This window comes from Comamonas sp. 23 (assembly GCF_049601575.1).
GTDB classification, from domain to species: domain Bacteria; phylum Pseudomonadota; class Gammaproteobacteria; order Burkholderiales; family Burkholderiaceae_C; genus Comamonas; species Comamonas squillarum.
Genome location: NZ_CP187127.1, coordinates 4677577 through 4696285 on the forward strand (window position 1 = coordinate 4677577; position 18709 = coordinate 4696285).

The 18709-nt window shown below is 57.6% G+C and carries 18 protein-coding genes and 1 pseudogene; 9 read left to right on the forward strand and 10 right to left on the reverse strand.

The features are described from left to right. Positions 1–24 precede the first annotated feature (24 nt). Entirely contained in the window at positions 25–279 is a 255-nt protein-coding gene (locus ACPEE1_RS21115) for an acyl-CoA-binding protein (RefSeq protein WP_021028674.1), read from the forward strand. A gap of 145 nt (positions 280–424) precedes the next feature. Here the strand turns inward: ACPEE1_RS21115 and ACPEE1_RS21120 are convergent, their stop codons facing one another. Then, on the reverse strand, positions 425–1393 hold the full coding sequence (locus ACPEE1_RS21120) for an alpha/beta hydrolase family protein (RefSeq protein WP_260718759.1): 969 nt from the start codon (positions 1391–1393) through the stop codon (positions 425–427). Between the two features lie 186 nt (positions 1394–1579). Here ACPEE1_RS21120 and ACPEE1_RS21125 point away from each other — a divergent pair, with 186 nt between their 5' ends. The 8 genes from ACPEE1_RS21125 (at position 1580) to ACPEE1_RS21160 (ending at position 10219) form a co-directional block, all read left to right on the forward strand. Continuing rightward, complete coding sequence (locus tag ACPEE1_RS21125; RefSeq protein WP_116926184.1) at positions 1580–3526, forward strand: AMP-dependent synthetase/ligase; 1947 nt, start codon at positions 1580–1582, stop codon at positions 3524–3526. 25 nt (positions 3527–3551) lie between these two features. Further along, complete coding sequence (locus ACPEE1_RS21130; protein WP_021028671.1) at positions 3552–4334, forward strand: ABC transporter ATP-binding protein; 783 nt, start codon at positions 3552–3554, stop codon at positions 4332–4334. A 22-nt stretch (positions 4335–4356) separates the two neighbouring features. Continuing rightward, positions 4357–5286, forward strand: a complete 930-nt coding sequence (locus tag ACPEE1_RS21135) for a branched-chain amino acid ABC transporter permease (RefSeq protein WP_021028670.1) — start codon at positions 4357–4359, stop codon at positions 5284–5286. Continuing rightward, entirely contained in the window at positions 5283–5414 is a 132-nt protein-coding gene (locus tag ACPEE1_RS21140; RefSeq protein WP_260718758.1) for a hypothetical protein, read from the forward strand. The genes ACPEE1_RS21135 and ACPEE1_RS21140 overlap by 4 nt, the downstream gene beginning before the upstream one ends. A 15-nt stretch (positions 5415–5429) precedes the next feature. Next, the gene (locus tag ACPEE1_RS21145) at positions 5430–6494 is read left to right on the forward strand and encodes a branched-chain amino acid ABC transporter permease (protein ID WP_116926183.1); all 1065 of its coding nucleotides are present in this window, start codon (positions 5430–5432) and stop codon (positions 6492–6494) included. A gap of 77 nt (positions 6495–6571) precedes the next feature. After that, positions 6572–7885 (forward strand): ABC transporter substrate-binding protein, encoded by a 1314-nt coding sequence (locus tag ACPEE1_RS21150; RefSeq protein WP_021028667.1) that lies wholly within the window; start codon positions 6572–6574, stop codon positions 7883–7885. A gap of 130 nt (positions 7886–8015) precedes the next feature. After that, entirely contained in the window at positions 8016–8855 is an 840-nt protein-coding gene (locus tag ACPEE1_RS21155; RefSeq protein WP_021028666.1) for an ABC transporter ATP-binding protein, read from the forward strand. Positions 8856–8959: 104 nt separating this feature from the next. Further along, positions 8960–10219 carry a phenylacetate--CoA ligase family protein gene (locus ACPEE1_RS21160; protein WP_182344804.1) on the forward strand — a complete coding sequence of 420 codons (1260 nt, stop codon included), beginning with the start codon at positions 8960–8962 and terminating at the stop codon, positions 10217–10219. Between the two features lie 600 nt (positions 10220–10819). On the opposite strand, the gene ACPEE1_RS21165 is transcribed toward ACPEE1_RS21160, so the two are convergent. The 9 genes and pseudogenes from ACPEE1_RS21165 to ACPEE1_RS21205 form a co-directional block, all read right to left on the reverse strand. Then, positions 10820–11179 (reverse strand): hypothetical protein, encoded by a 360-nt coding sequence (locus tag ACPEE1_RS21165; RefSeq protein WP_182344803.1) that lies wholly within the window; start codon positions 11177–11179, stop codon positions 10820–10822. A gap of 104 nt (positions 11180–11283) precedes the next feature. After that, positions 11284–11640, reverse strand: coding sequence for a hypothetical protein (locus ACPEE1_RS21170; protein WP_133248154.1), 357 nt, complete (start codon positions 11638–11640; stop codon positions 11284–11286). A 122-nt stretch (positions 11641–11762) separates the two neighbouring features. Then, complete coding sequence (locus tag ACPEE1_RS21175; protein ID WP_232539503.1) at positions 11763–12077, reverse strand: DUF2750 domain-containing protein; 315 nt, start codon at positions 12075–12077, stop codon at positions 11763–11765. A 15-nt stretch (positions 12078–12092) separates the two neighbouring features. Beyond that, positions 12093–12491, reverse strand: a complete 399-nt coding sequence (locus tag ACPEE1_RS21180; RefSeq protein ID WP_182344801.1) for a hypothetical protein — start codon at positions 12489–12491, stop codon at positions 12093–12095. After that, positions 12491–13477 carry an RHS repeat-associated core domain-containing protein gene (locus tag ACPEE1_RS21185; protein ID WP_260718755.1) on the reverse strand — a complete coding sequence of 329 codons (987 nt, stop codon included), beginning with the start codon at positions 13475–13477 and terminating at the stop codon, positions 12491–12493. The genes ACPEE1_RS21180 and ACPEE1_RS21185 overlap by 1 nt, the downstream gene beginning before the upstream one ends. A gap of 13 nt (positions 13478–13490) precedes the next feature. Further along, positions 13491–13925: a hypothetical protein gene (locus ACPEE1_RS21190; RefSeq protein WP_133248153.1), complete on the reverse strand. Its 435-nt coding sequence runs from the start codon at positions 13923–13925 to the stop codon at positions 13491–13493. A gap of 19 nt (positions 13926–13944) precedes the next feature. Then, positions 13945–16404, reverse strand: a complete 2460-nt coding sequence (locus tag ACPEE1_RS21195) for a hypothetical protein (protein ID WP_423934789.1) — start codon at positions 16402–16404, stop codon at positions 13945–13947. Positions 16405–16414: 10 nt separating this feature from the next. Further along, the gene (locus ACPEE1_RS21200) at positions 16415–17551 is read right to left on the reverse strand and encodes a DUF6531 domain-containing protein (RefSeq protein ID WP_423934791.1); all 1137 of its coding nucleotides are present in this window, start codon (positions 17549–17551) and stop codon (positions 16415–16417) included. Positions 17552–18619: 1068 nt separating this feature from the next. Next, a pseudogene (locus tag ACPEE1_RS21205) lies at positions 18620–18703 on the reverse strand (ABC transporter ATP-binding protein); the annotation flags it as partial. Positions 18704–18709: the final 6 nt, after the last annotated feature.

Here is an 18709-nt window from a genome sequence, read left to right on the forward strand (position 1 = left end):
TCATCCCCACACCATGAGGTCCCCATGTCCGATCTGAATACCGCCTTTGAAGCCGCCAAGGAAGCCGCCCTGAACATGAGCGAGCGCCCCGACAACCAGACCCTGCTCAAGCTCTATGGCCTGTACAAGCAAGGCGCGCATGGCGACAACAACGAGCCCAAGCCCGGCTTTACCGACTTTGTTGCCTCGGCCAAGTGGAACGCCTGGAACCAGTGCAAGGGCATGGCGCAAGATGATGCGAAGCAGCAGTACATCGACATGATCCAAGAGCTGCTCTAAGAGGGACTAACACGACCCTTGATACTTCGTTGCCGAGCCTTGCCGTACTAAAGTACTGTCTGCGGCTTGGCGCCTTGTCGGGGGCGCCTAGTCTCAACCGCAAACCTTCGGATTGCTGGGCCGTCTTAGTCCCTACGGAAAATGCTCAGAGTTTTTGGCGAAAGAACGCCAGCACCTCGGCCGCCCAGCGCGGTTGAAAAGCGCGGCGGTCAAAGCCTGCCGGGTCGCTGCAGATCTGCGGCGCGGCAGCCGCCAGCTGCGCACTGCAGGGCGCCAAAAACGCAAAGTGCGCGGCACCTGCCACCACATGCAGGGGCGGCTTGTCAGCCTTGCCGGCAGGCAGCAGCGCGGCCAGCGCCTGCACCGAGCCCGCAGGCACCCCGTCCCCACCTTGTTCTGAAGCCCACAGCTGCAGCGGCAGCTTCAGCTTTTTCAAACCACTGCTGGCACCAAAGGCCGCCAGCGGATCGGCCAGCACCATGGCTTTGATGCGTGGCTCCGGCTGGGGCTTCAGCGCAGGGATCTGTCCTTGCGCGATCGCCTGGCACAGGGGCGATGGCGGCTCGGGGCAATGGCCCGCCAACTGCGCAAAATCCGGCCTAGCACCGGCGAGCACCAGGCCGGTATAGGCCCCGCGTGAAAAGCCCAAAAAGCCGATGCGCTGCGCATCCAGCACGGCGCGCCAGCGGCTGTCTGCCAGCACGCCATCGATCGCGCGGCGCACATCGGCGGGCCGGGCCTCCAGCGCCGCAAAACTGCCGCCTTGCGCCAGGTTCAGCGCAGAGTCCAGGCTGTGGTTCAGGCTCAGCACGGCGATGCCGCCATCGGCCAAAGCGGCGGCCATGTTCCAGTGGCTGAGCGCACTGCCGCCATAGCCATGCGAGATAACCACCCAGGGCAGCTTGCCGCTGGCAGCCACCGGGCAATCTTCGGTGGCCATCACCTCAAAAGGCCCGCGTTTCAACAACGCCGGCGGCTGGGCGCAAGGCGTCCAGAGCAAGGCCTGCAGCGGCGGCTCGCCCGCGACCGTGAACCGGTGCAGGCCCGCGCCTTGCGCCAGCATGGCGATGCTGGCCAACAGTGCCGCCAACAGCGCAGATCGACAACGCTTCATCCACTTCCTTCCTGTCTCCAGCCCAAGCGCTGGAATATTTGCCAGCCGCAGGAAAGTACTTACAGCGTTTTCCCGCAGATTGTCGTCATAAAGACAAAACAACGTCAAAGCTGAACCTACATTCGGTTTCAACAGGACGCAAGGCATGGCACTTGCGATCTACAAAAAACGGCATAGGAGACAACCATGTCAACGACATTTCCCAAGCTATTGCTGCAGCACGCGGCCCAGCGGCCCGAGGCCGCCGCATTGCGTGAAAAGGAATACGGCATTTGGCAAAGCTATAGCTGGTCCGAGCTGGCCGTGATGGTGGCCAAAATAGCAGCTGGTCTGTCGCAAGCGGGCCTGGCGCGCGGCGAGCACCTGGTGCTGATGGGCGCCAACCGCCCGCGCCTGTATGCTAGCATGCTGGCGGCCCAGTCGATTGGCGCCATTCCTGTGCCGCTGTACCAGGATGCGGTGGCGGCCGAATGCGTTTTCCCGCTCAACAATGCCGAGGTGCGCTTTTGCCTGGTCGAAGACCAGGAGCAGGTCGACAAGCTGCTGGAGCTGCGCGAGCAATGCCCGCAGATCAGCCATCTCTACTACGACGACCCGCGCGGCCTGCGCAACTACGAAGAGCCCGGCCTGGCCTCGCTCGACAGCCTGATCGCCAGCGGCGAGACCTTTGTGGCGGCCAACCCCGGCTGGTTCCAGCAGCAGGTCGAGGCCACCCACAACGGCGATGTGGCGGCGATGTTCTTCACCTCGGGCACCACCGGCAACCCCAAGGGCGTGGTGCACACCCACCGCTCGCTGCTGGAGAGCGCCTCGGCCGGCGCCGAGTTTGAAAAGCTCGGCCATGGCGAGGAAGTGCTGGCCTACCTGCCCCCGGCCTGGATCGGCCAGAACATCTTCAGCTACTCGCAATGGCTGGCCTGCGGCTATGTGGTGAACTGCCCCGAATCCAATGCCACCGTGCAGATCGACCTCAAGGAAGTCGGCCCCACCTACTACTTTGCGCCGCCGCGCGTGTTCGAAGGCATTCTGACCAGCGTGATGATCCGCATGGAAGACGCCGGCCTCATCAAGCGCAAGATGTTTCAGCACTTCATGGCGGTGGCCAAGCGCGTGGGCCCGGCGCTGCGCGACGGCCAACCGGTGAGCCTGCTCGACAAGATCAGCTACAAGTTGGGCGACCTGATGGTGTTTGGCCCGCTGCGCAACAACATGGGCTTTAGCCGCGTGCGCGTGGCCTATACGGCCGGTGAAGCGATTGGCCCCGACCTGTTCAGCTTTTTCCGCTCCATCGGCATCAACTTGAAGCAGCTCTACGGCTCGACCGAGACCGCCGTGTTCGTCTGCATCCAGCCGGACAACCAGGTGTTTGCCGATACCGTGGGCAACCCGATTCGCGGCGTCGAGATCAAGATGGCCGACAACGGCGAGATCCTGGTCAAGTCGCCGGGCTTGCTCAAAGAGTACTACAAGAACCCCAAGGCAACGGCCGAGGTGCTGAGCGAAGACGGCTGGTACCACACCAGCGATGCCGGCTTTCTGGACAAGAGCGGCCAGCTCAAGATCATCGACCGCGTCAAGGATGTCGGGCGCCTCAAAGGCGGCAGCAACGACGGCGCGATGTTTGCCCCCAAGTATGTCGAGAACAAGCTCAAGTTCTTCCCCTTCATCAAGGAGGCTGTGGCCCTGGGTGATGGGCGCGAGAAGGTCTGCGCGATGATCAATATCGACTTCGAGGCCGTGGGCAACTGGGCCGAACGCCAGAACCTGCCCTACGCCGGCTACACCGACCTGGCGCAGAAGCCGCAGGTCTACACGCTGATCCAGAACTGTGTCGAGAAGGTCAATGCCGACCTGGCCACTGATGCGATGCTGGCGGGCAGCCAGGTGACGCGCTTTTTGATTCTGCACAAGGAGCTCGATGCCGACGACGGCGAGCTGACCCGTACCAACAAGGTCCGCCGTGGCTTTATCGCCGACAAGTACGGCGTGCTCGTCGATGCGCTCTACGCGGGGCGCAGCGAGCAGTTCATCGAGACCCAGGTGAAGTTCGAGGACGGCCGCAGCGGCAGCGTCAGCGCCACCTTGAAGATCGCCGACAGCAAGACCTTCGCGCCGCTGAAGTCGGTTGCCTGAGCGCCCAGCCAAGAGAAAGCCACCCATGAGCAAAAAAATCGGTGACGTCATTCTTGACATCAAGAACATCAGCCTGCGCTTTGGCGGCGTCAAGGCGCTGACGGATATCTCCTTCAACGTCAAGGAGCATGAGATCCGCTCCATCATCGGCCCCAACGGCGCCGGCAAGAGCTCCATGCTCAACTGCATCAACGGCGTCTACACGCCTTCGGAAGGCGCGATCAGCTTTCGCGGCCAGACCTTTGCGCACATGAACAGCCGCCAGGTCGCCGAGATGGGCGTGGCCCGCACCTTCCAGAACCTGGCGCTGTTCAAGGGCATGAGCGTGATCGACAACATCATGACCGGCCGCAACCTGCAGATCAAAAGCAACCTGCTGCTGCAGGCGCTGCGCCTGGGCCCGGCCCAGCGCGAGGAGATCCAGCAGCGCGAGTTTGTCGAGCACATCATCGACTTTCTGGAGATCCAGGCCTTTCGCAAGACACCCGTGGGCCAGCTGCCCTACGGCCTGCAAAAGCGGGTCGACCTGGGCCGCGCGCTGGCGATGGAGCCCAAGGTGCTGCTGCTCGACGAGCCGATGGCCGGCATGAACGTCGAGGAAAAGCAGGACATGTGCCGCTTCATCCTCGATGTGAACGACGAGTTCGGCACCACCATCGTGCTGATCGAGCACGACATGGGCGTGGTGATGGATATCTCCGACCGGGTGGTGGTGCTGGATTACGGCAAGAAGATCGGCGACGGCACACCCGAAGAAGTCCGCAATAACGAAGATGTGATCCGCGCCTATCTGGGCGCAGGCCACTGAGAACACACCCCAGGGGACCGCAATGGCATTTTTTCTTGAAACTTTGTTTGGTGGCCTGATGGTGGGCATGCTCTACGCGCTCATCGCGCTGGGCTTTGTGCTGATCTTCAAGGCCTCAGGCGTCTTCAACTTCGCCATGGGGGCAATGGTGCTGTTTGCCGCGCTGGCGATGGCACGCTTTTCCGAATGGATTCCAAAATGGCTGGGCATGGAGCCCGGCGTGCTCAGCATCGCGCTGGCGCTTGTTGTGGCGATGGTCATCATGGTCGGCGTGGCCTGGGCGATCGAGCGCTTTGCGCTGCGCTACCTCGTCAACCAGGAGCCCATCGCGCTGCTGATGGCCACGCTGGGCATTGCCTACTTCCTCGACGGCCTGGGCCCGATGATCTTTGGCTCGGCCGTCTACAGCATCAATGTGGGCATGCCCAAGGACCCCATGTTCGTCCTGGAAAACATGTTCCAGGGCGGCGTGCTGATCAGCCAGGAAGACCTGTATGCCGCCGGCATTGCCGCCGTGCTGGTGCTGGTGCTGAGCGTCTTCTTCCAAAAGACCAAGACCGGCCGGGCGCTGCGCGCCGTGGCCGACGACCACCAGGCGGCCCAGTCCATCGGCATTCCACTCTCGCGCATCTGGGTCATCGTCTGGTCGGTGGCCGGCTGCGTGGCGCTGGTGGTGGGCATCATCTGGGGCTCCAAGCTGGGCGTGCAGTATTCGCTGTCGCTGGTGGCGCTCAAAGCCTTGCCAGTCGTGATTCTGGGCGGCCTCACCTCGGTGCCTGGCGCCATCGTCGGCGGCCTGATCATCGGCGTGGGCGAGAAGCTCTCCGAGGTCTACCTGGGCCCCTATGTGGGCGGCGGTATCGAGACCTGGTTTGCCTACGGCCTGGCGCTGTGCTTCCTGCTGTTTCGCCCTCAAGGTCTCTTCGGGGACAAAATTATTGATCGTGTATGAAATACATCTACAAGAATTTTGCGAAATCGGCACCGCATTCGCTGTGCGAATGCGGTGGCTGCAGCAAGCTGCTGCAGCAGGCAGCCGCAGGCTGCGCCCATGTGTACAAAATTATCGACCGCGTGTAATTGGAGAACTGACCTATGTTTTATCGTGAAAATGGCCAGTTCAAGACCAGCTACGCGGCCGACCAGCAGATCTTCCCGGTGCTGCAGGACAAGTGGGCCATGCTGGCCTTCCTGCTGGTGGCCTTTGTGCTGGTGCCCTTTGGCTTCAGCGACTACACCTTCAAGGCAGTGCTGATCCCCTTTCTGATCATGTCGCTGGGCGCCATCGGGCTCAACATCCTGGTGGGCTACTGCGGGCAGATCTCACTGGGTACTGGCGCCTTCATGGCAGCTGGCGCCTATGCGGCCTACAACTTTCATGTGCGCTTTGAAGGCATGCCGCTGATCCTGTCGCTGATCGGTGGCGGCCTGGTGTCCATGCTGGTTGGCGTGCTGTTTGGCCTGCCCAGCCTGCGCATTCGCGGTCTGTACCTCGCGGTGGCCACCCTGGCGGCCCAGTTCTTCATGGACTGGCTCACCAGCCGCGCCGCCTGGGTCAGCAACTACTCCTCGTCCGGCTCGGTCAGCGCCGGCAAGCTGTCAGTGTTCGGCATGCCGATCGAGACGCCGGTGCAGAAGTACCTGTTCTGCCTGGTCATCCTCTGCGTGCTGGGCCTGATGGCCAAGAACCTGGTGCGCAGCGCCGTGGGCCGCGAGTGGATGGCCATGCGCGACATGGATGTGGCCGCCAGCGTGATCGGCATCCGCCCCATGTATGCCAAGCTCTCGGCCTTCGCGGTCAGCAGCTTCATCGTCGGCATTGCCGGCGCGCTCTGGGGCTTTGTGCACCTGGGCGCATGGGAGCCTGCGGCCTTCAGCCTGGACCGGTCCTTCCAGCTGCTGTTCATGATCATCATCGGCGGCCTGGGCTCCATCGTGGGCAGCATCTTTGGCGCGGCCTTCTTTGTGCTGCTGCCGATCTTTCTGACCCAGGTGCCGCATTGGCTGGGGCTGCCGATCTCGACGGCGACCGCCACCTACCTGGAACATATGGTGTTTGGCGCGCTGATCGTGTTTTTCCTGATTGTCGAACCCCATGGATTGGCCAAGCTGTGGGCCACGGCCCGCCAGAAGCTGCGTCTGTGGCCGTTCCCGCATTGAGTGTTTTTTACCGAGAGCAACGCAGAGTGTTCGCAAGTGGGGGTCACCCGCCCCAACAACCCTAAGGAGATAGAACCATGTCTTTCAAGAAAGCTGTGATCGCCGCTGCTACGGCAGCCCTGGGTATGGGGGCCATGATGGCTGCCCCGGCCGCGCAAGCCCAGGAGCAATTCGTTCCGCTGCTGGTCTACCGCACCGGCCAGTTCGCGCCGCTGGGCATCCCATGGGGTGACGGCAAGCAGGACTACCTCAAGCTCGTCAATGCCAAGGGCGGCATCAACGGCGTGAAGATCAAGTTCGAAGAGTGCGAAACCGCCTACGACACCGCCAAGGGCGTGGAATGCTATGAGCGCCTCAAGGGCCGCGACGGCGGCGCTTCCGGCTTTGACACGCAATCGACCGGCATCACCTTTGCCGTGACCGACAAGGCCGCGGGCGACAAGATGCCCGTCATCACCCCCGGCTATGGCCTGTCGCAATCGGCCGATGGCAAGGTGTTCGAGTGGAACTTCCCGCTGCTGGGCAACTACTGGACCGCTGCCGATTCCATCGTGCAGGACATCCTGAAGAAGGAAAAGGGCAGCCTCAAGGGCAAGAAGATCGCGCTGGTCTACCACGACTCGCCTTATGGCAAGGAACCCATCCCGCTGCTGCAAAAGCGTGCGGCCAAGGAAGGCTTTGACCTGATGCTGCTGCCCGTCACTGCCCCCGGCGTGGAGCAGAAATCCACCTGGCTGCAGATCCGCCAGAACCGCCCCGACTATGTGCTGCTGTGGTCGGCCGGCGTGATGACGCCGACTGCCGTGCGCGAAGCCCAGGCCACCGGCTACCCACGCGAGAAGATGTACGCCATCTGGTGGGGCGGCTCCGACCATGATGTCAAGGACATCGGTGCCGGCGCCAAGGGCTACAACACCGTCACCATCCACAACACCGCCGAGCGCGACAAGGTGCATGACGACGTGAAGGCCTCGCTGTACGACAAGGGCCAGGGCACCGCGTCCGATCCCAAGGAGCTGGGCCAGCTGGCACACACGCGCGGCATGGTGATCGCGATGCTGCAGGTCGAAGCCATCCGCACTGCGCAAGAGAAGTACGGCAAGGGCAAGGTCATGACCTCCGAGCAGGTGCGCTGGGGCCTGGAGAACATGAACATGACCCAGGAGCGCCTGAACGAGCTGGGCTTTGGCAAGATCATCCGCCCCTTCAAGACCAGCTGTGACAACCACCTGGGCGCCGACTGGGCCCGTATCGCCACCTGGGACGGCAGCAAGTTCAACGTCACCTCGGACTGGTACCAATCGGACAAGACCTTGATCGACCCACTGGTCAAGGAATACGCCGACAAGTACGCCAAGGAAAAGAACGTGACGCCGCGTTCCTGCAGCTAAGGCTGCGTGGTCCCTGGGCCTGGTGGCCCGGGGCCTCTCGTGGCTGGCCCCTGGCGCGCTTCCCTTGCGGAAGGCGCCCGCTCCCCCGGGGCCGCCCGCCATCCATTTTGTTGAGAGATCAGGTGACGGCATGACCGATTCCCCGCAAACAGCTTCCACCCCATCCGCAGCAGCGCCGCTTTTGGTCGTCAACGGCATCGAGGTGATCTACAACCATGTGATCCTGGTGCTCAAAGGCGTCTCGCTGTCGGTGCCGCGCGAATCGATCGTGGCCATCCTGGGCGGCAATGGCGCCGGCAAGACCACCACCTTGCGCGCCATCTCCAACCTGCTCAAGGGCGAGCGCGGCGAGGTCACCAAGGGCAGCATCGAGCTCGAAGGCGAACGCATCGAGGCGCTGACCCCGTCGGACCTGGTCAAGCGCGGCGTCGTGCAGGTGATGGAGGGGCGCCACTGCTTTGCCCACCTGACCATCGAAGAGAACCTGCTGACCGGCAGCTACACCCGCACCAGCAAGGGCGAGATTGCCGCCAACCTGGACAAGGTCTACAACTATTTCCCCCGCCTCAAGACGCGCCGAACCAGCCAGGCGGCCTACACCTCGGGCGGCGAGCAGCAGATGTGCGCCATTGGCCGCGCGCTGATGAGCAACCCGCGTCTGGTGCTGCTCGATGAGCCCTCGATGGGCCTGGCGCCGCAGATCGTTGAAGAAGTCTTCAACATCGTGCAGGACCTGAACCAGAAGGAAAAGGTCACCTTCGTGCTGGCCGAGCAGAACACCAACATGGCGCTGAAGTACGCCGACTACGGCTACATCATGGAGAGCGGCCGCATCATGATGGACGGCGCCGCCAAGGACCTCGCCAACAACGAGGACGTCAAGGAGTTCTACCTGGGCATGGGAGGCGGCGAGCGCAAGAGCTTCAAGGACGTCAAGAGCTACAAGCGCAGAAAACGCTGGCTGGCCTAAGCCCCTGCAACGATCCGATTACCGCGCCGGCCGATGCCCAGATGCCGGCGTCTGCGGCAGATTCGCCCCAAAAAAATACCGATTACCCGTCCCGGAGAAACCGCATGAGCCCGCACTACGACGATCTGGAGTCCCGCGCCCCCGCTGCCCGCGAAGCCGATCTGATGGCCCGCCTGCCCGCCCAGATTCGGCACGCCCAGCAACACTCCCCCGCCTTTGCCAGCATCCTGCAAGGCGTCGATGCCGCCAGCATCAACAGCCGCGCCGCGCTGGCGCAGCTGCCCGTCACCCGCAAGCATGAGCTGCTCGAGCGCCAGAAGGCCGAGCGCGCCCAGCACCCGGGCCGCGCCATCTTTGGCGGCTTCAACACCGCGCCGTTTGGCAGCGCCATGCCGCGCATGTTTGCCAGCCCCGGCCCCATCTATGAACCCGAAGGCCAGCGCAGTGACTACTGGCGCATGGCCCGCGCCATCTATGCGGCCGGCTTTCGTGCCGGCGAGCTGGTGCACAACAGCTTCAGCTACCACTTTGTGCCCGCCGGCTCGATGATGGAATCGGGCGCCCAGGCCTTGGGCGCCACCGTCTTCCCCGCCGGCACCGGCCAGACCGAGCAGCAGGTGCAGGCCATGGCCGATCTGCACCCCCATGGCTACATCGGCACGCCCAGCTTTTTGAAGATCATCCTGGAAAAAGCCGAGGCCCAGGGCCAGCGCATTGCCTCGCTGACCAAGGCCCTGGTCTCCGGCGAAGCCTGCCCACCCTCGCTGCGCGACTGGTTCAGCGCCCGTGGTGTGGCCGCCTACCAGTGCTATGCCACCGCCGACCTGGGCCTGATCGCCTACGAGACCGAGGCCCGTGAAGGCCTGGTACTGGACGAGAACGTGATTGTCGAGATCGTGCGCCCCGGCACCGGCGACCCGGTGGCCGAAGGCGAGGTCGGCGAGCTGGTCGTCACCACGCTCAACACCGACTACCCGCTGATCCGCTTTGGCACCGGCGACCTCTCGGCCATCCTCCCCGGCCAATGCCCCAGCGGCCGCACCAACACCCGCATCAAGGGCTGGATGGGCCGCGCCGACCAAACCACCAAGGTGCGCGGCATGTTTGTACACCCCGGCCAGATCGCCGAGGTCGTCAAGCGCTTCCCCCAGGTGCAAAAGGCCCGTCTGGTCGTCAGCGGCGCCATGGCCCAGGACCAGATGAGCCTGCAGGTGGAAACCACCGAGCTGGGCGCGGGCCTGGCCGAACAGATTGCCGACGCCGTGCGCGAAGTCACCAAGCTGCGCGCCGATATCGCGCTGCTGCGCCCGGGCGAGTTGCCCAATGATGGCAAGGTGATTGAGGATGCGCGGAGTTATGACTGAGTGGGCTGTCAGGCATTGGGTGGGGGAGCAGAAGCCATTGAGGTGACTGCCTCTCGCCCCATTCGATGCTTTGTTTGATTTATTAACCGCAATATATGCGGTGAATAGCACTTTTAATCGCCGCATGGACTGCCTGGGAGGCCGCTGCTGTGCTGATTCGCGCCTAGACATCACGCTACGCTAGGCATGCGCCAGACTCGCAACCCATGGCGCGACAATGCCCCAACCGATCAAAATGTCGTGTTCGTTGCAGCAGGGCAAATAGCGCGTTTCGTCATCGCACACCTAGAAGTCCAGTGCCACTGCCAAATTGCTGCCGCATTCGGCAGGAACATGATGCAGCGCGCGGGGCCAACATACTGAGAAATGAGCTCTCAGCCATCGGCTCGAGGACACCCCCTCAGGCGCGGAACGGCTATCCCAAGGTGGGGGATGCTCCGCATCAACACCAAGCCGCTCTCGCAATTGCGCAACGACGGTCGCCCGCTTGACCAAGCTCAAAGCCGCTATCTGGATGTCTGCGCTTCTGGCGGCCACAGAAACAGAGTCGGTGTTTAAGCAGTTCTCAGTCGTGCAGTGCGCTCCAAACGCTGCTTGCGCCTATGCGTCTTCCCTACGATCTGCTTGCAACCTGCCATGCCGAAGCAGACGTGATGTGATACCACCACGAGTTCGCTCATGTGCCTTTGCCAGCGCTGACACATCCGATCCCGCATCAAAAGCTGAAAGCAGTTGCTCATCCTCTTCCGGCGACCAGGACTGCCCAGCCTTGCTTGCGCCCTCCATCTTGGGCCGCAACGGCTTTTCAACGGTCTTGTCCAGCGCCATGACCGCCATATTCAGCGCCCGAATGACATCGGGGCTATGAACGGGGTTGTCCTCAGGCAGCAGATGCCCAGTTTTGGGGTCCAATCCTTGCGCCAACAACCCGAGCACATGTTTTGCATCAGCCAATGTCATTTTTCCTCCTCGCCGTCGGAGAGACCACACAGACGGCCAAACTCTATTTATGAAACTAACAAAATCGATGCCCAGAGCCGTATGTGCCAATACCGTTTTGCCCGCTATCTCAAACGACCGGATTCAAGCAGATAGCCCACAAAGCCATCGTGCAGACTTTCACCTAAGTTATTGCCGTCCTCATCCACTAGATGCACGCGGCCCTTCTCAGCCAAGGCAGTTCCTCCATCGATGGAAGTCAAAATGGAGACAGCAAAACCTCTCAGACACTCTGCAAATACCTTTTTGACATCGTCCCCATCGACTCCTGCTGCGGCAAGAGCTCGTTGCAGATTTTGGTAGGGCTCTTGCTCCTCCACCCATACCAAGTCAGTTTCAGGTTTCGTCAAGGCATCTCCCGCTGCCTTGACCCAAGAGTCCATTGATACCGCTATGTCCTCAAAAAAATCTGATTCGTGCATACTTCCATCAAACAAATGACAAGTGCCATGATTTTAAACATGAAGACTGAATTCAATACTTCTGCAATTCACTAACAAGCGCCATATTAAAATCATCTACACTTGGAGTCATCCCTTTACCCTCAGGCTTGAAAAAAAACCCCAGGCAATACCCCATCTTTTTTTAGTTTAGGGAATAAATCATCCATCAACTCTGCAAGCGTAATAAGACGTGGCTCATAACCCTCCCATTCACAGACTGCACATAACTGCGCATAGTCTTTGGCTGGCCAAAGTGGAAATACCGTAACACCATCATTTGTAGCGGCAAGAGCCCATCCACCTTGATAAAGACCCCAGACTTCTTGCCTATCGGCAACAACTTTGACAAAGTGATCAAAACGCTTCTTATCAGGCAGCGCGAGAACAGACTCGAGCTGCTTGAATATTATTGTCATGGTCTTGGATATGCTTTAGCTATCCAAGACCATGTACCGGCTTGCAATTTGACCACAGACATAAAGCGCAATGTGTCCTGCATTTTTCACATTATCAAAGTCATCCAAAAATGCGGCCAATTCAATTGAAAAAAAATAGTCTACATCCCAACGCTTCTCGCCTTCCTCAGTCAGAGGCAGATTGTGGATCAAATTTAAAATCCTCCCAGCACTTATGTATTCCGAGCCTTTAATTTGATCTATCGCTTCCTTTACACAGTGCACCAAGATGTGCTTAGTACTTGAAACATTTATCAAATCAACTGCCGCAATCACATTTTCCAGACAAGGCAAAATATGCTCATTAGTACGTCCTGCCATCAAAATATTTCGACTTGAAATTATTTCTGCTTTAATCGAACCAACCGTAGTCATCAGTAACCTCCGGGTGTAAAATCCAAATCTGCTGGAGTTTTATATGCCCCATGCGGCAGTTCTACACGAGTAATCGGAACATCAATAATACCAGCTCGGGGGGCAGCTAAAGCACGATGATGTCCATCAAGGATATACAATCTACCTTCGTGAGAAGTAACTGTCAAAGGTTCGAGGATTCCCTCCGCTCTTATCCTCTTTGTCAACCTATCAAATTCTTTACCGCCCATAGTTTTACCATGAGTCGCAATCAAAGTCCCGACTTTTGCGGTTTCCTGCACCACGCTTTTTACTGCTGTAGCGCCTGCCAAAACGGCGCCCCCCGCCAAAGCCGCACCACCTAACGCATCCCCTGCCGCAATCTCACCAGCTACGATGCCAACCCTTGAGGCATTCACAGTTGCAGTGACGGCAAACCTCAAAGCTACTGTTCTAGCAGCATGCGCCGTTGCAGTCAGCGCAAAGGGGATTAGAAAGGCAATGCGCCCATCTGGATCTAGATATTTAGTGGGATTATTGTTCCCATACGCATAACGGTTGAAGCTGTGCAGATTCCCATCTTGGTAATCAACCGGGTCTATGCCAAGAAACCGCCCAATCCCAGGATCGTAGTAGCGCGCTCCAAAATACTGCATGGTGGTGTCGGCATCTTGCTCCTTGCCGTGAAACCACTGGGTCTGCGCTTCGCTCTCCGGCTGCCACTCCGTCTTTTGGCCGTAGGCGAAATATGATTCCTTCCAGAGCACATTGCCGGCAGCATCGGTTGCGGCAAGCGGGCTGCCGCTGATGTCACTATGGATGTAGGTGACGGTCTCCTTGGCGGTGGCCAATCCCCCTGTGGCTAAAAGCATGCTGCTAATGGCGACGGTTAACATCGCTCTCAACCACACACTAGGTTTGCGCCGTGTGGTCCTTGTCTGCCAGAAGGTGGAGATCAACCGGAGGAATAAACCGAACGGGGACGATTGCTTCAAGTGCTGTTCCATGGTTCTCCTCCATTCAGTTGTCTTGCGTGCAAAGCACTTGGTTGTCGTCTGTCAGCTGCCGCGCCTCTTCTTGGGTGACGGCTCTGGTGGTGCAGGTCTCAGGGGTACTTACCGTGCTACCGACCAGTTTTGGGATGCCCTGGAGCTTGCGGGCCTCATATTTCAGCTGCCCTGCGTTGACTGCGGTTTTGGCTGTCTCCATGCCACGCGGTGTTGCCCATACCGGCAAGGGAATCGATTCAGGAGTCGCCTTCAGATCGCTGGTTTGCAAAGGAGCAGAGGGCTTGTTGTCTGGTAGCTCGATCGTTATGCCGCTGCCAGCAGGAACTACCACGGCCTGGGCGTGGACAGCACCAGCAAACAGGCTCAAGGACAGCAACAAGACCAGGTTTCCAAAGCGTGTGTAGGTGGGAGAGCACATAGGCCGCGATGTATGCGAGTTATTCATGGCGTAGATCCTTGGTGGTTTAGTTCAACTCGATGCTGCGTTCCGCCACTTGGCGCCGCCCCAGATAGATAAGCTCTTTGCGCAGACTCGAATCCATGGTCTGCATGAGCAGGCCTTGCGAGTCATGCAAATACTGGGTGGTGCCCTGCGCAGCTACAGTCTGAGCCCGCATGTTGGAGCCGTCGTAGTCATGCAGCTTTTGCACTGCGGTCCCACAATCGGTGCAGCGCAGGTTGTTGGCACGATCGTGACCAAAGGTGTTGTATCCGTTGGCACTCACATTACCCGCCTGGTCGTATTCAAAGCTTCGAGAGAAACCACCTGCTACCCCTGTGAGCAGTCCTGTTGCAGTGTCGTAGGTGTAGGTGTTGAGACCCGTAGGTGTACGCAAATACGTTAGATTGCCGGTCCTGTCGTACCCGTACTGACGGTTAACTGTGGTCGTTGCCTCCGTGATAAGGCGGTCCAGCTTGTCGTATGCGAATGCCCTTGCGTACACGCCATCGGCCAGTTCGTTGATGTTGACCATGTTCCCTACGGGATCATAGACATAGGTGCTATTCACAAATCGGCTGGAGCCTTGGCCATATGTCAAATCTGAGGGCCACTGCCGGCTATTGATGCCCATAGTGGAGACCACGCCATTGGCATAGCTGATTTGGCTGGGCATTCCATTCGGGTGGTAGTCCACACTATGTATATAAGGCAGTACTGCACGTGCTCGCCCAAATGCATCAGGCTCGTAGCTGACCTGATTGCCTGATGGGTAGGTGATAGACGCCAGCGCTTCATTGCTGTCGTAGGCATAACCCAATGTTTGGGTGCTTGCACCGACGCTCAGGCTTTCTTTGGTGATCTTGTTGTTTTCGTCATAGCTGAAGCTGCGCGAAATATCGCCGCTTAGTGAGACAACCAGATTGCCGTTGGCATCATAGGTATTCTTCACTGCAGGGGCATTTGGCACCGCCGCATCTTCCGAGCTGGGATAGCTGATATCTGTCAGCCGATTGCGACTGTCGTAAGCGTATATGGTTGCTGGGCCTGCTCCGATCCTCTGGCTTATCAGGTTCCCAATAGCATCCCTCTCAAAAGTTGTTGTGCCTATTTCAGGATCAGTTTTTGAAGTCAGGAAATATCGAATGTCATAACCATAGCCGCGGGTTTTCCCATCCATGCTCACCGTCGTTAGCTGCCCAAGAATATTCCTGGTCTGGCGCACATCGGCAAGCGCGAACAAACTTCCATTTACCGTTTCACCTGACGCGAGCCTAACTCGTTCACGCTTATCAGGATCAGAGTAAGCCCTGTAATAGTCGATCGATGCACGCCCCGTGGAATCTTGGTTCACCACATATAGATTGCCATAGCTGGTGTAGTTGATATGTTGGGCATTTGTCGTGCCTACCGGATTACCATTGAGAGTAGCGACAACCCTGCTTAACCCATCGTAGACATAGCCCGTCCCCATCGTACTGTTGGGATAGGATTGATGGATGAGCTCACCCATCACGTTGTGACTGTAGTTAACCCAGACAGGTACCTGTCCTGGAGCACTTGCCTCCCGACGGAGGGTACGACCGAACCCATCGAAGGAGGTGGCCTCAGTCATATCACCTCTTTCCACAACACGGGTATTTGGAGTCCAAGCCACGGATATTACTGCCCCACTTGGCTTTGCAACCGAAGTGACACGATTCAGCAAATCGTGTGTGAACCTTGTGATATTTCCACGGGCATCTGTTTCAGCAATTACATTACCAGCATCATTGACAGATCTACCGACAGTGGAGCCATCAGCATATGTTTCTTTTCTGGGAATACCCCGGTGATAATCAGAAAAGCTTTCTACCTGCCCTAGCGCATTAACCTTAGTCGCGATATCGCCTGTTGGATGGTATGTTGCTGAGCTCACGACCCCAGCGATACTCTCCAACACCACATTCCCATTCGCATCAAACTGGCGTTTGGTTTCATGCTGCTCCCCCTCACTGACCACAACAGCACTTGCAACGCGATTTATTATCCACTTATCCGTATCAACATGGTGTTTCAGTGCGGTTTCTCGGATATAAGTCCGGTCTGCGACATTTGTCGCCATCTCTACCACCTTACGCGCATTTCCATAACCATCGAAATCAGAATTCGTTAGCGTAAAGCGCTCACCAATACGATTGTAGTTCTCAATCCGGGGAACGCGCGCAACCGGATTGAAGCTGTTGCTTGTATAGTTTTGGGCTACAACATCTATTTGACTAGAAATTATAAAGTCCTGATAGGCCAGTAATACGTTTTCATGGTCACTGGTACGCCCAAGGTAGATACCAACAGATGTGGGAGCCTGACGTACAGAGTGGTAGCCTGCATGATAATGTTCTACAACTTTTCCAGCTGGATCTGTAATCTGGGTAATATTAACCTGACTTCTGTCATCCGGAAGCATGCTGTACGAATGTGTTATTGAGTTGCCAACACGACTCACGGGCAGCTCGTTAGTAGCGACTCCATAAACGTAATTCCAATTTCCGGACTGACTCTCTTCTGGGCCAGCATGCAGTTTTCCCTACCACTACAGTGCTTTGGCGACTACGCGGTGTCCCAGCCAAGAAGTCAACATGACCGTAGCGATAGTCAATAGTCCCACCACTCGGATAACCCACCTTGCTGAGTGATCCCACACCAGGAGTGGCTTCATAGCTGTAATTCCAGGAATGACCATCTGGTCTTTTTACGGCTGTTAAGTAATTGCGAGACCCTGCGCCTGGAGTGACGGTGTATTCCCACTCACGCGAGTTGCCCGCATCAACCACCTTTGAAAGCTTGGAATCGACATAATTAAAATCCAAGCCACGCCCGTCACTTGTTGCGACCTTGGTCATTGCCATGACGCCATTGTCCAGAAATTGATAACTGATGTTGAACCAGTTGCCATTTCTATCGGTGATTCTTTCAGGATAGTAAGCCGTTTGCTTGCTGCTCACTGCCCCAAATGAATTCCCTTTTTTAGTCATCCGAAAGCTATGACCATCAGGAGACTGGACAATAAAAACGCCCTCAATACACTTGGCACGCCAAAAATCTTTGGTCATCCAAGTTAAATCGCCATCAAACGCTTGCTCGTAGAATATTTGCCGGCTTCCATCTGACTTTTCGAATACGGGATTGGCCGAAGCGACTGTCCATGAAGAAGAACACAAAGCTTTATTGGACCCTCGCAGCACGCGCCCCATATGCATGGTCCATCCCAGCCCAACAGGGCTGTATTCAAAGTCAGCCCATGTGGAAGTAGTGGCGAAGGGATCATCGATACTATTATAGCTACGTTGGATGGCAAGATCCATTCCACCATTTCCAGGAATTACCAAGTCGGTAACTGTATAACTTAATTTCCCGGTAAAAGTACTTATCATCTCATTGGGAGAGTGCGATACAGACCCACCTAATGATGCAGCTTTTTCTTCGAAAAAATCAGGAATACTAGGAAGGCTTGATTCGTCCGATTGGGCATAGGCGCCCTGAACAACCATTAATGCTGCAGCATAAATGACTGAGTGACCAACTTTTTTTTGGCGATACCCAGGTGTTTTTTTAATTATCCTTTGAGAGCCCCGATCAAATATCCCTGACATAGTTTCTCCTCTTGAGGCAGCCAAGACCATAACCACTCCCACTCGCTTGGGAGTGGGATATACGGTTGGCGCACTCGTGTTTGGTGTAAAGAAGCAGTTCGATTTTTGCCAAAAACTATCAGTCTCTAGCAATCGTTAACCACTATTTACTTAGGAGAAGTGTCAGATTGATGTCCGTCTACGAGACAGCTATGGACTTAAGTTGCAAGCGGGAGTGCGCTCCCACGCGACACGCATCGAAGTAAACGCAAACAAACATTTCTTGAATTTTCATTTATTTCACCGCACGAATGAATTAGAAAAACTGCAACTCAATGCAAATTTAGGTGCCACATCAATTAATCAAAATAATATAGAATTTTTTTATCCAACTTGATAACTTCATATTAACAATAAGTCATCTTGCTCACCACGCAATGCGCCCCGCAGCGCCCTGTGACAGCAACCATATTGCGCAATATTCAATATAGTTATTCAGATAAACTATCAGAATAAAGTTACAAATTGGTTTGCAGCTGTAAGTGCATTGCTAAGTGGCATTGGGCACCTCAGTAGCTCAGTTCTGCCTCCAGAAAAAATGGGTTACAAAAAACTTGATTCGTTGATGTATCGCTCCGCGTATATCGCCCCCTGTTTGCGATTAGCCCAGTAAAAGTGTTCAATGGCTGATCATCCAATGCCGGTTCCCCACCTGGCTTTTGAGCTCCGGCTGCGCCGCAGCCGCAGCGCTACTGCCTTTAGCGCCCCCCACTGCAACAACCACACCCACTGGGATGCCGCGGCCGCCCATAGTTGCCCGCAGCAGGGTCGTTGTCACGCGACATGCGCGGCGCATCGCGGCCGCGTTCGTTGACCTCGGCGGTGCGACGCTGCTGCGGCGATGTGCAGGCCAGGCGCGGGGCCTGGGTGATGACGCGCTCGGCGGCGGCGCCGCAGTGCGGGCAGGCGCAGGCTAGGTTGCGGTCAGACAGGCGACGCAGCTAGTCGAACTCACCGCATTGCTGGCAGGCATAGTCATAGGTGGGCATAGATGGGTCTCTCCTGCAGATAAAAGCGGGCTGGCGCTGCGGCGCGGGCAATCGCCAGCTGCTGCTGCCCGCCCGAGAGACTGCCGCCCTTGCGTCGGCGCATGTCCCACAGCACCGGGAGCAGCGTGAT

What these genes read in the sequence shown, in the direction of transcription:
- ACPEE1_RS21115 (WP_021028674.1), top strand. Translation starts at nt 25, where the DNA reads ATGTCCGATCTGAATACCGCCTTTGAAGCCGCCAAGGAAGCCGCCCTG.
- ACPEE1_RS21120 (WP_260718759.1), bottom strand. Translation starts at nt 1,393, where the DNA reads ATGAAGCGTTGTCGATCTGCGCTGTTGGCGGCACTGTTGGCCAGCATC.
- ACPEE1_RS21125 (WP_116926184.1), top strand. Translation starts at nt 1,580, where the DNA reads ATGTCAACGACATTTCCCAAGCTATTGCTGCAGCACGCGGCCCAGCGG.
- ACPEE1_RS21130 (WP_021028671.1), top strand. Translation starts at nt 3,552, where the DNA reads ATGAGCAAAAAAATCGGTGACGTCATTCTTGACATCAAGAACATCAGC.
- ACPEE1_RS21135 (WP_021028670.1), top strand. Translation starts at nt 4,357, where the DNA reads ATGGCATTTTTTCTTGAAACTTTGTTTGGTGGCCTGATGGTGGGCATG.
- ACPEE1_RS21140 (WP_260718758.1), top strand. Translation starts at nt 5,283, where the DNA reads ATGAAATACATCTACAAGAATTTTGCGAAATCGGCACCGCATTCGCTG.
- ACPEE1_RS21145 (WP_116926183.1), top strand. Translation starts at nt 5,430, where the DNA reads ATGTTTTATCGTGAAAATGGCCAGTTCAAGACCAGCTACGCGGCCGAC.
- ACPEE1_RS21150 (WP_021028667.1), top strand. Translation starts at nt 6,572, where the DNA reads ATGTCTTTCAAGAAAGCTGTGATCGCCGCTGCTACGGCAGCCCTGGGT.
- ACPEE1_RS21155 (WP_021028666.1), top strand. Translation starts at nt 8,016, where the DNA reads ATGACCGATTCCCCGCAAACAGCTTCCACCCCATCCGCAGCAGCGCCG.
- ACPEE1_RS21160 (WP_182344804.1), top strand. Translation starts at nt 8,960, where the DNA reads ATGAGCCCGCACTACGACGATCTGGAGTCCCGCGCCCCCGCTGCCCGC.
- ACPEE1_RS21165 (WP_182344803.1), bottom strand. Translation starts at nt 11,179, where the DNA reads ATGACATTGGCTGATGCAAAACATGTGCTCGGGTTGTTGGCGCAAGGA.
- ACPEE1_RS21170 (WP_133248154.1), bottom strand. Translation starts at nt 11,640, where the DNA reads ATGCACGAATCAGATTTTTTTGAGGACATAGCGGTATCAATGGACTCT.
- ACPEE1_RS21175 (WP_232539503.1), bottom strand. Translation starts at nt 12,077, where the DNA reads ATGACAATAATATTCAAGCAGCTCGAGTCTGTTCTCGCGCTGCCTGAT.
- ACPEE1_RS21180 (WP_182344801.1), bottom strand. Translation starts at nt 12,491, where the DNA reads ATGACTACGGTTGGTTCGATTAAAGCAGAAATAATTTCAAGTCGAAAT.
- ACPEE1_RS21185 (WP_260718755.1), bottom strand. Translation starts at nt 13,477, where the DNA reads ATGGAACAGCACTTGAAGCAATCGTCCCCGTTCGGTTTATTCCTCCGG.
- ACPEE1_RS21190 (WP_133248153.1), bottom strand. Translation starts at nt 13,925, where the DNA reads ATGAATAACTCGCATACATCGCGGCCTATGTGCTCTCCCACCTACACA.
- ACPEE1_RS21200 (WP_423934791.1), bottom strand. Translation starts at nt 17,551, where the DNA reads ATGTCAGGGATATTTGATCGGGGCTCTCAAAGGATAATTAAAAAAACA.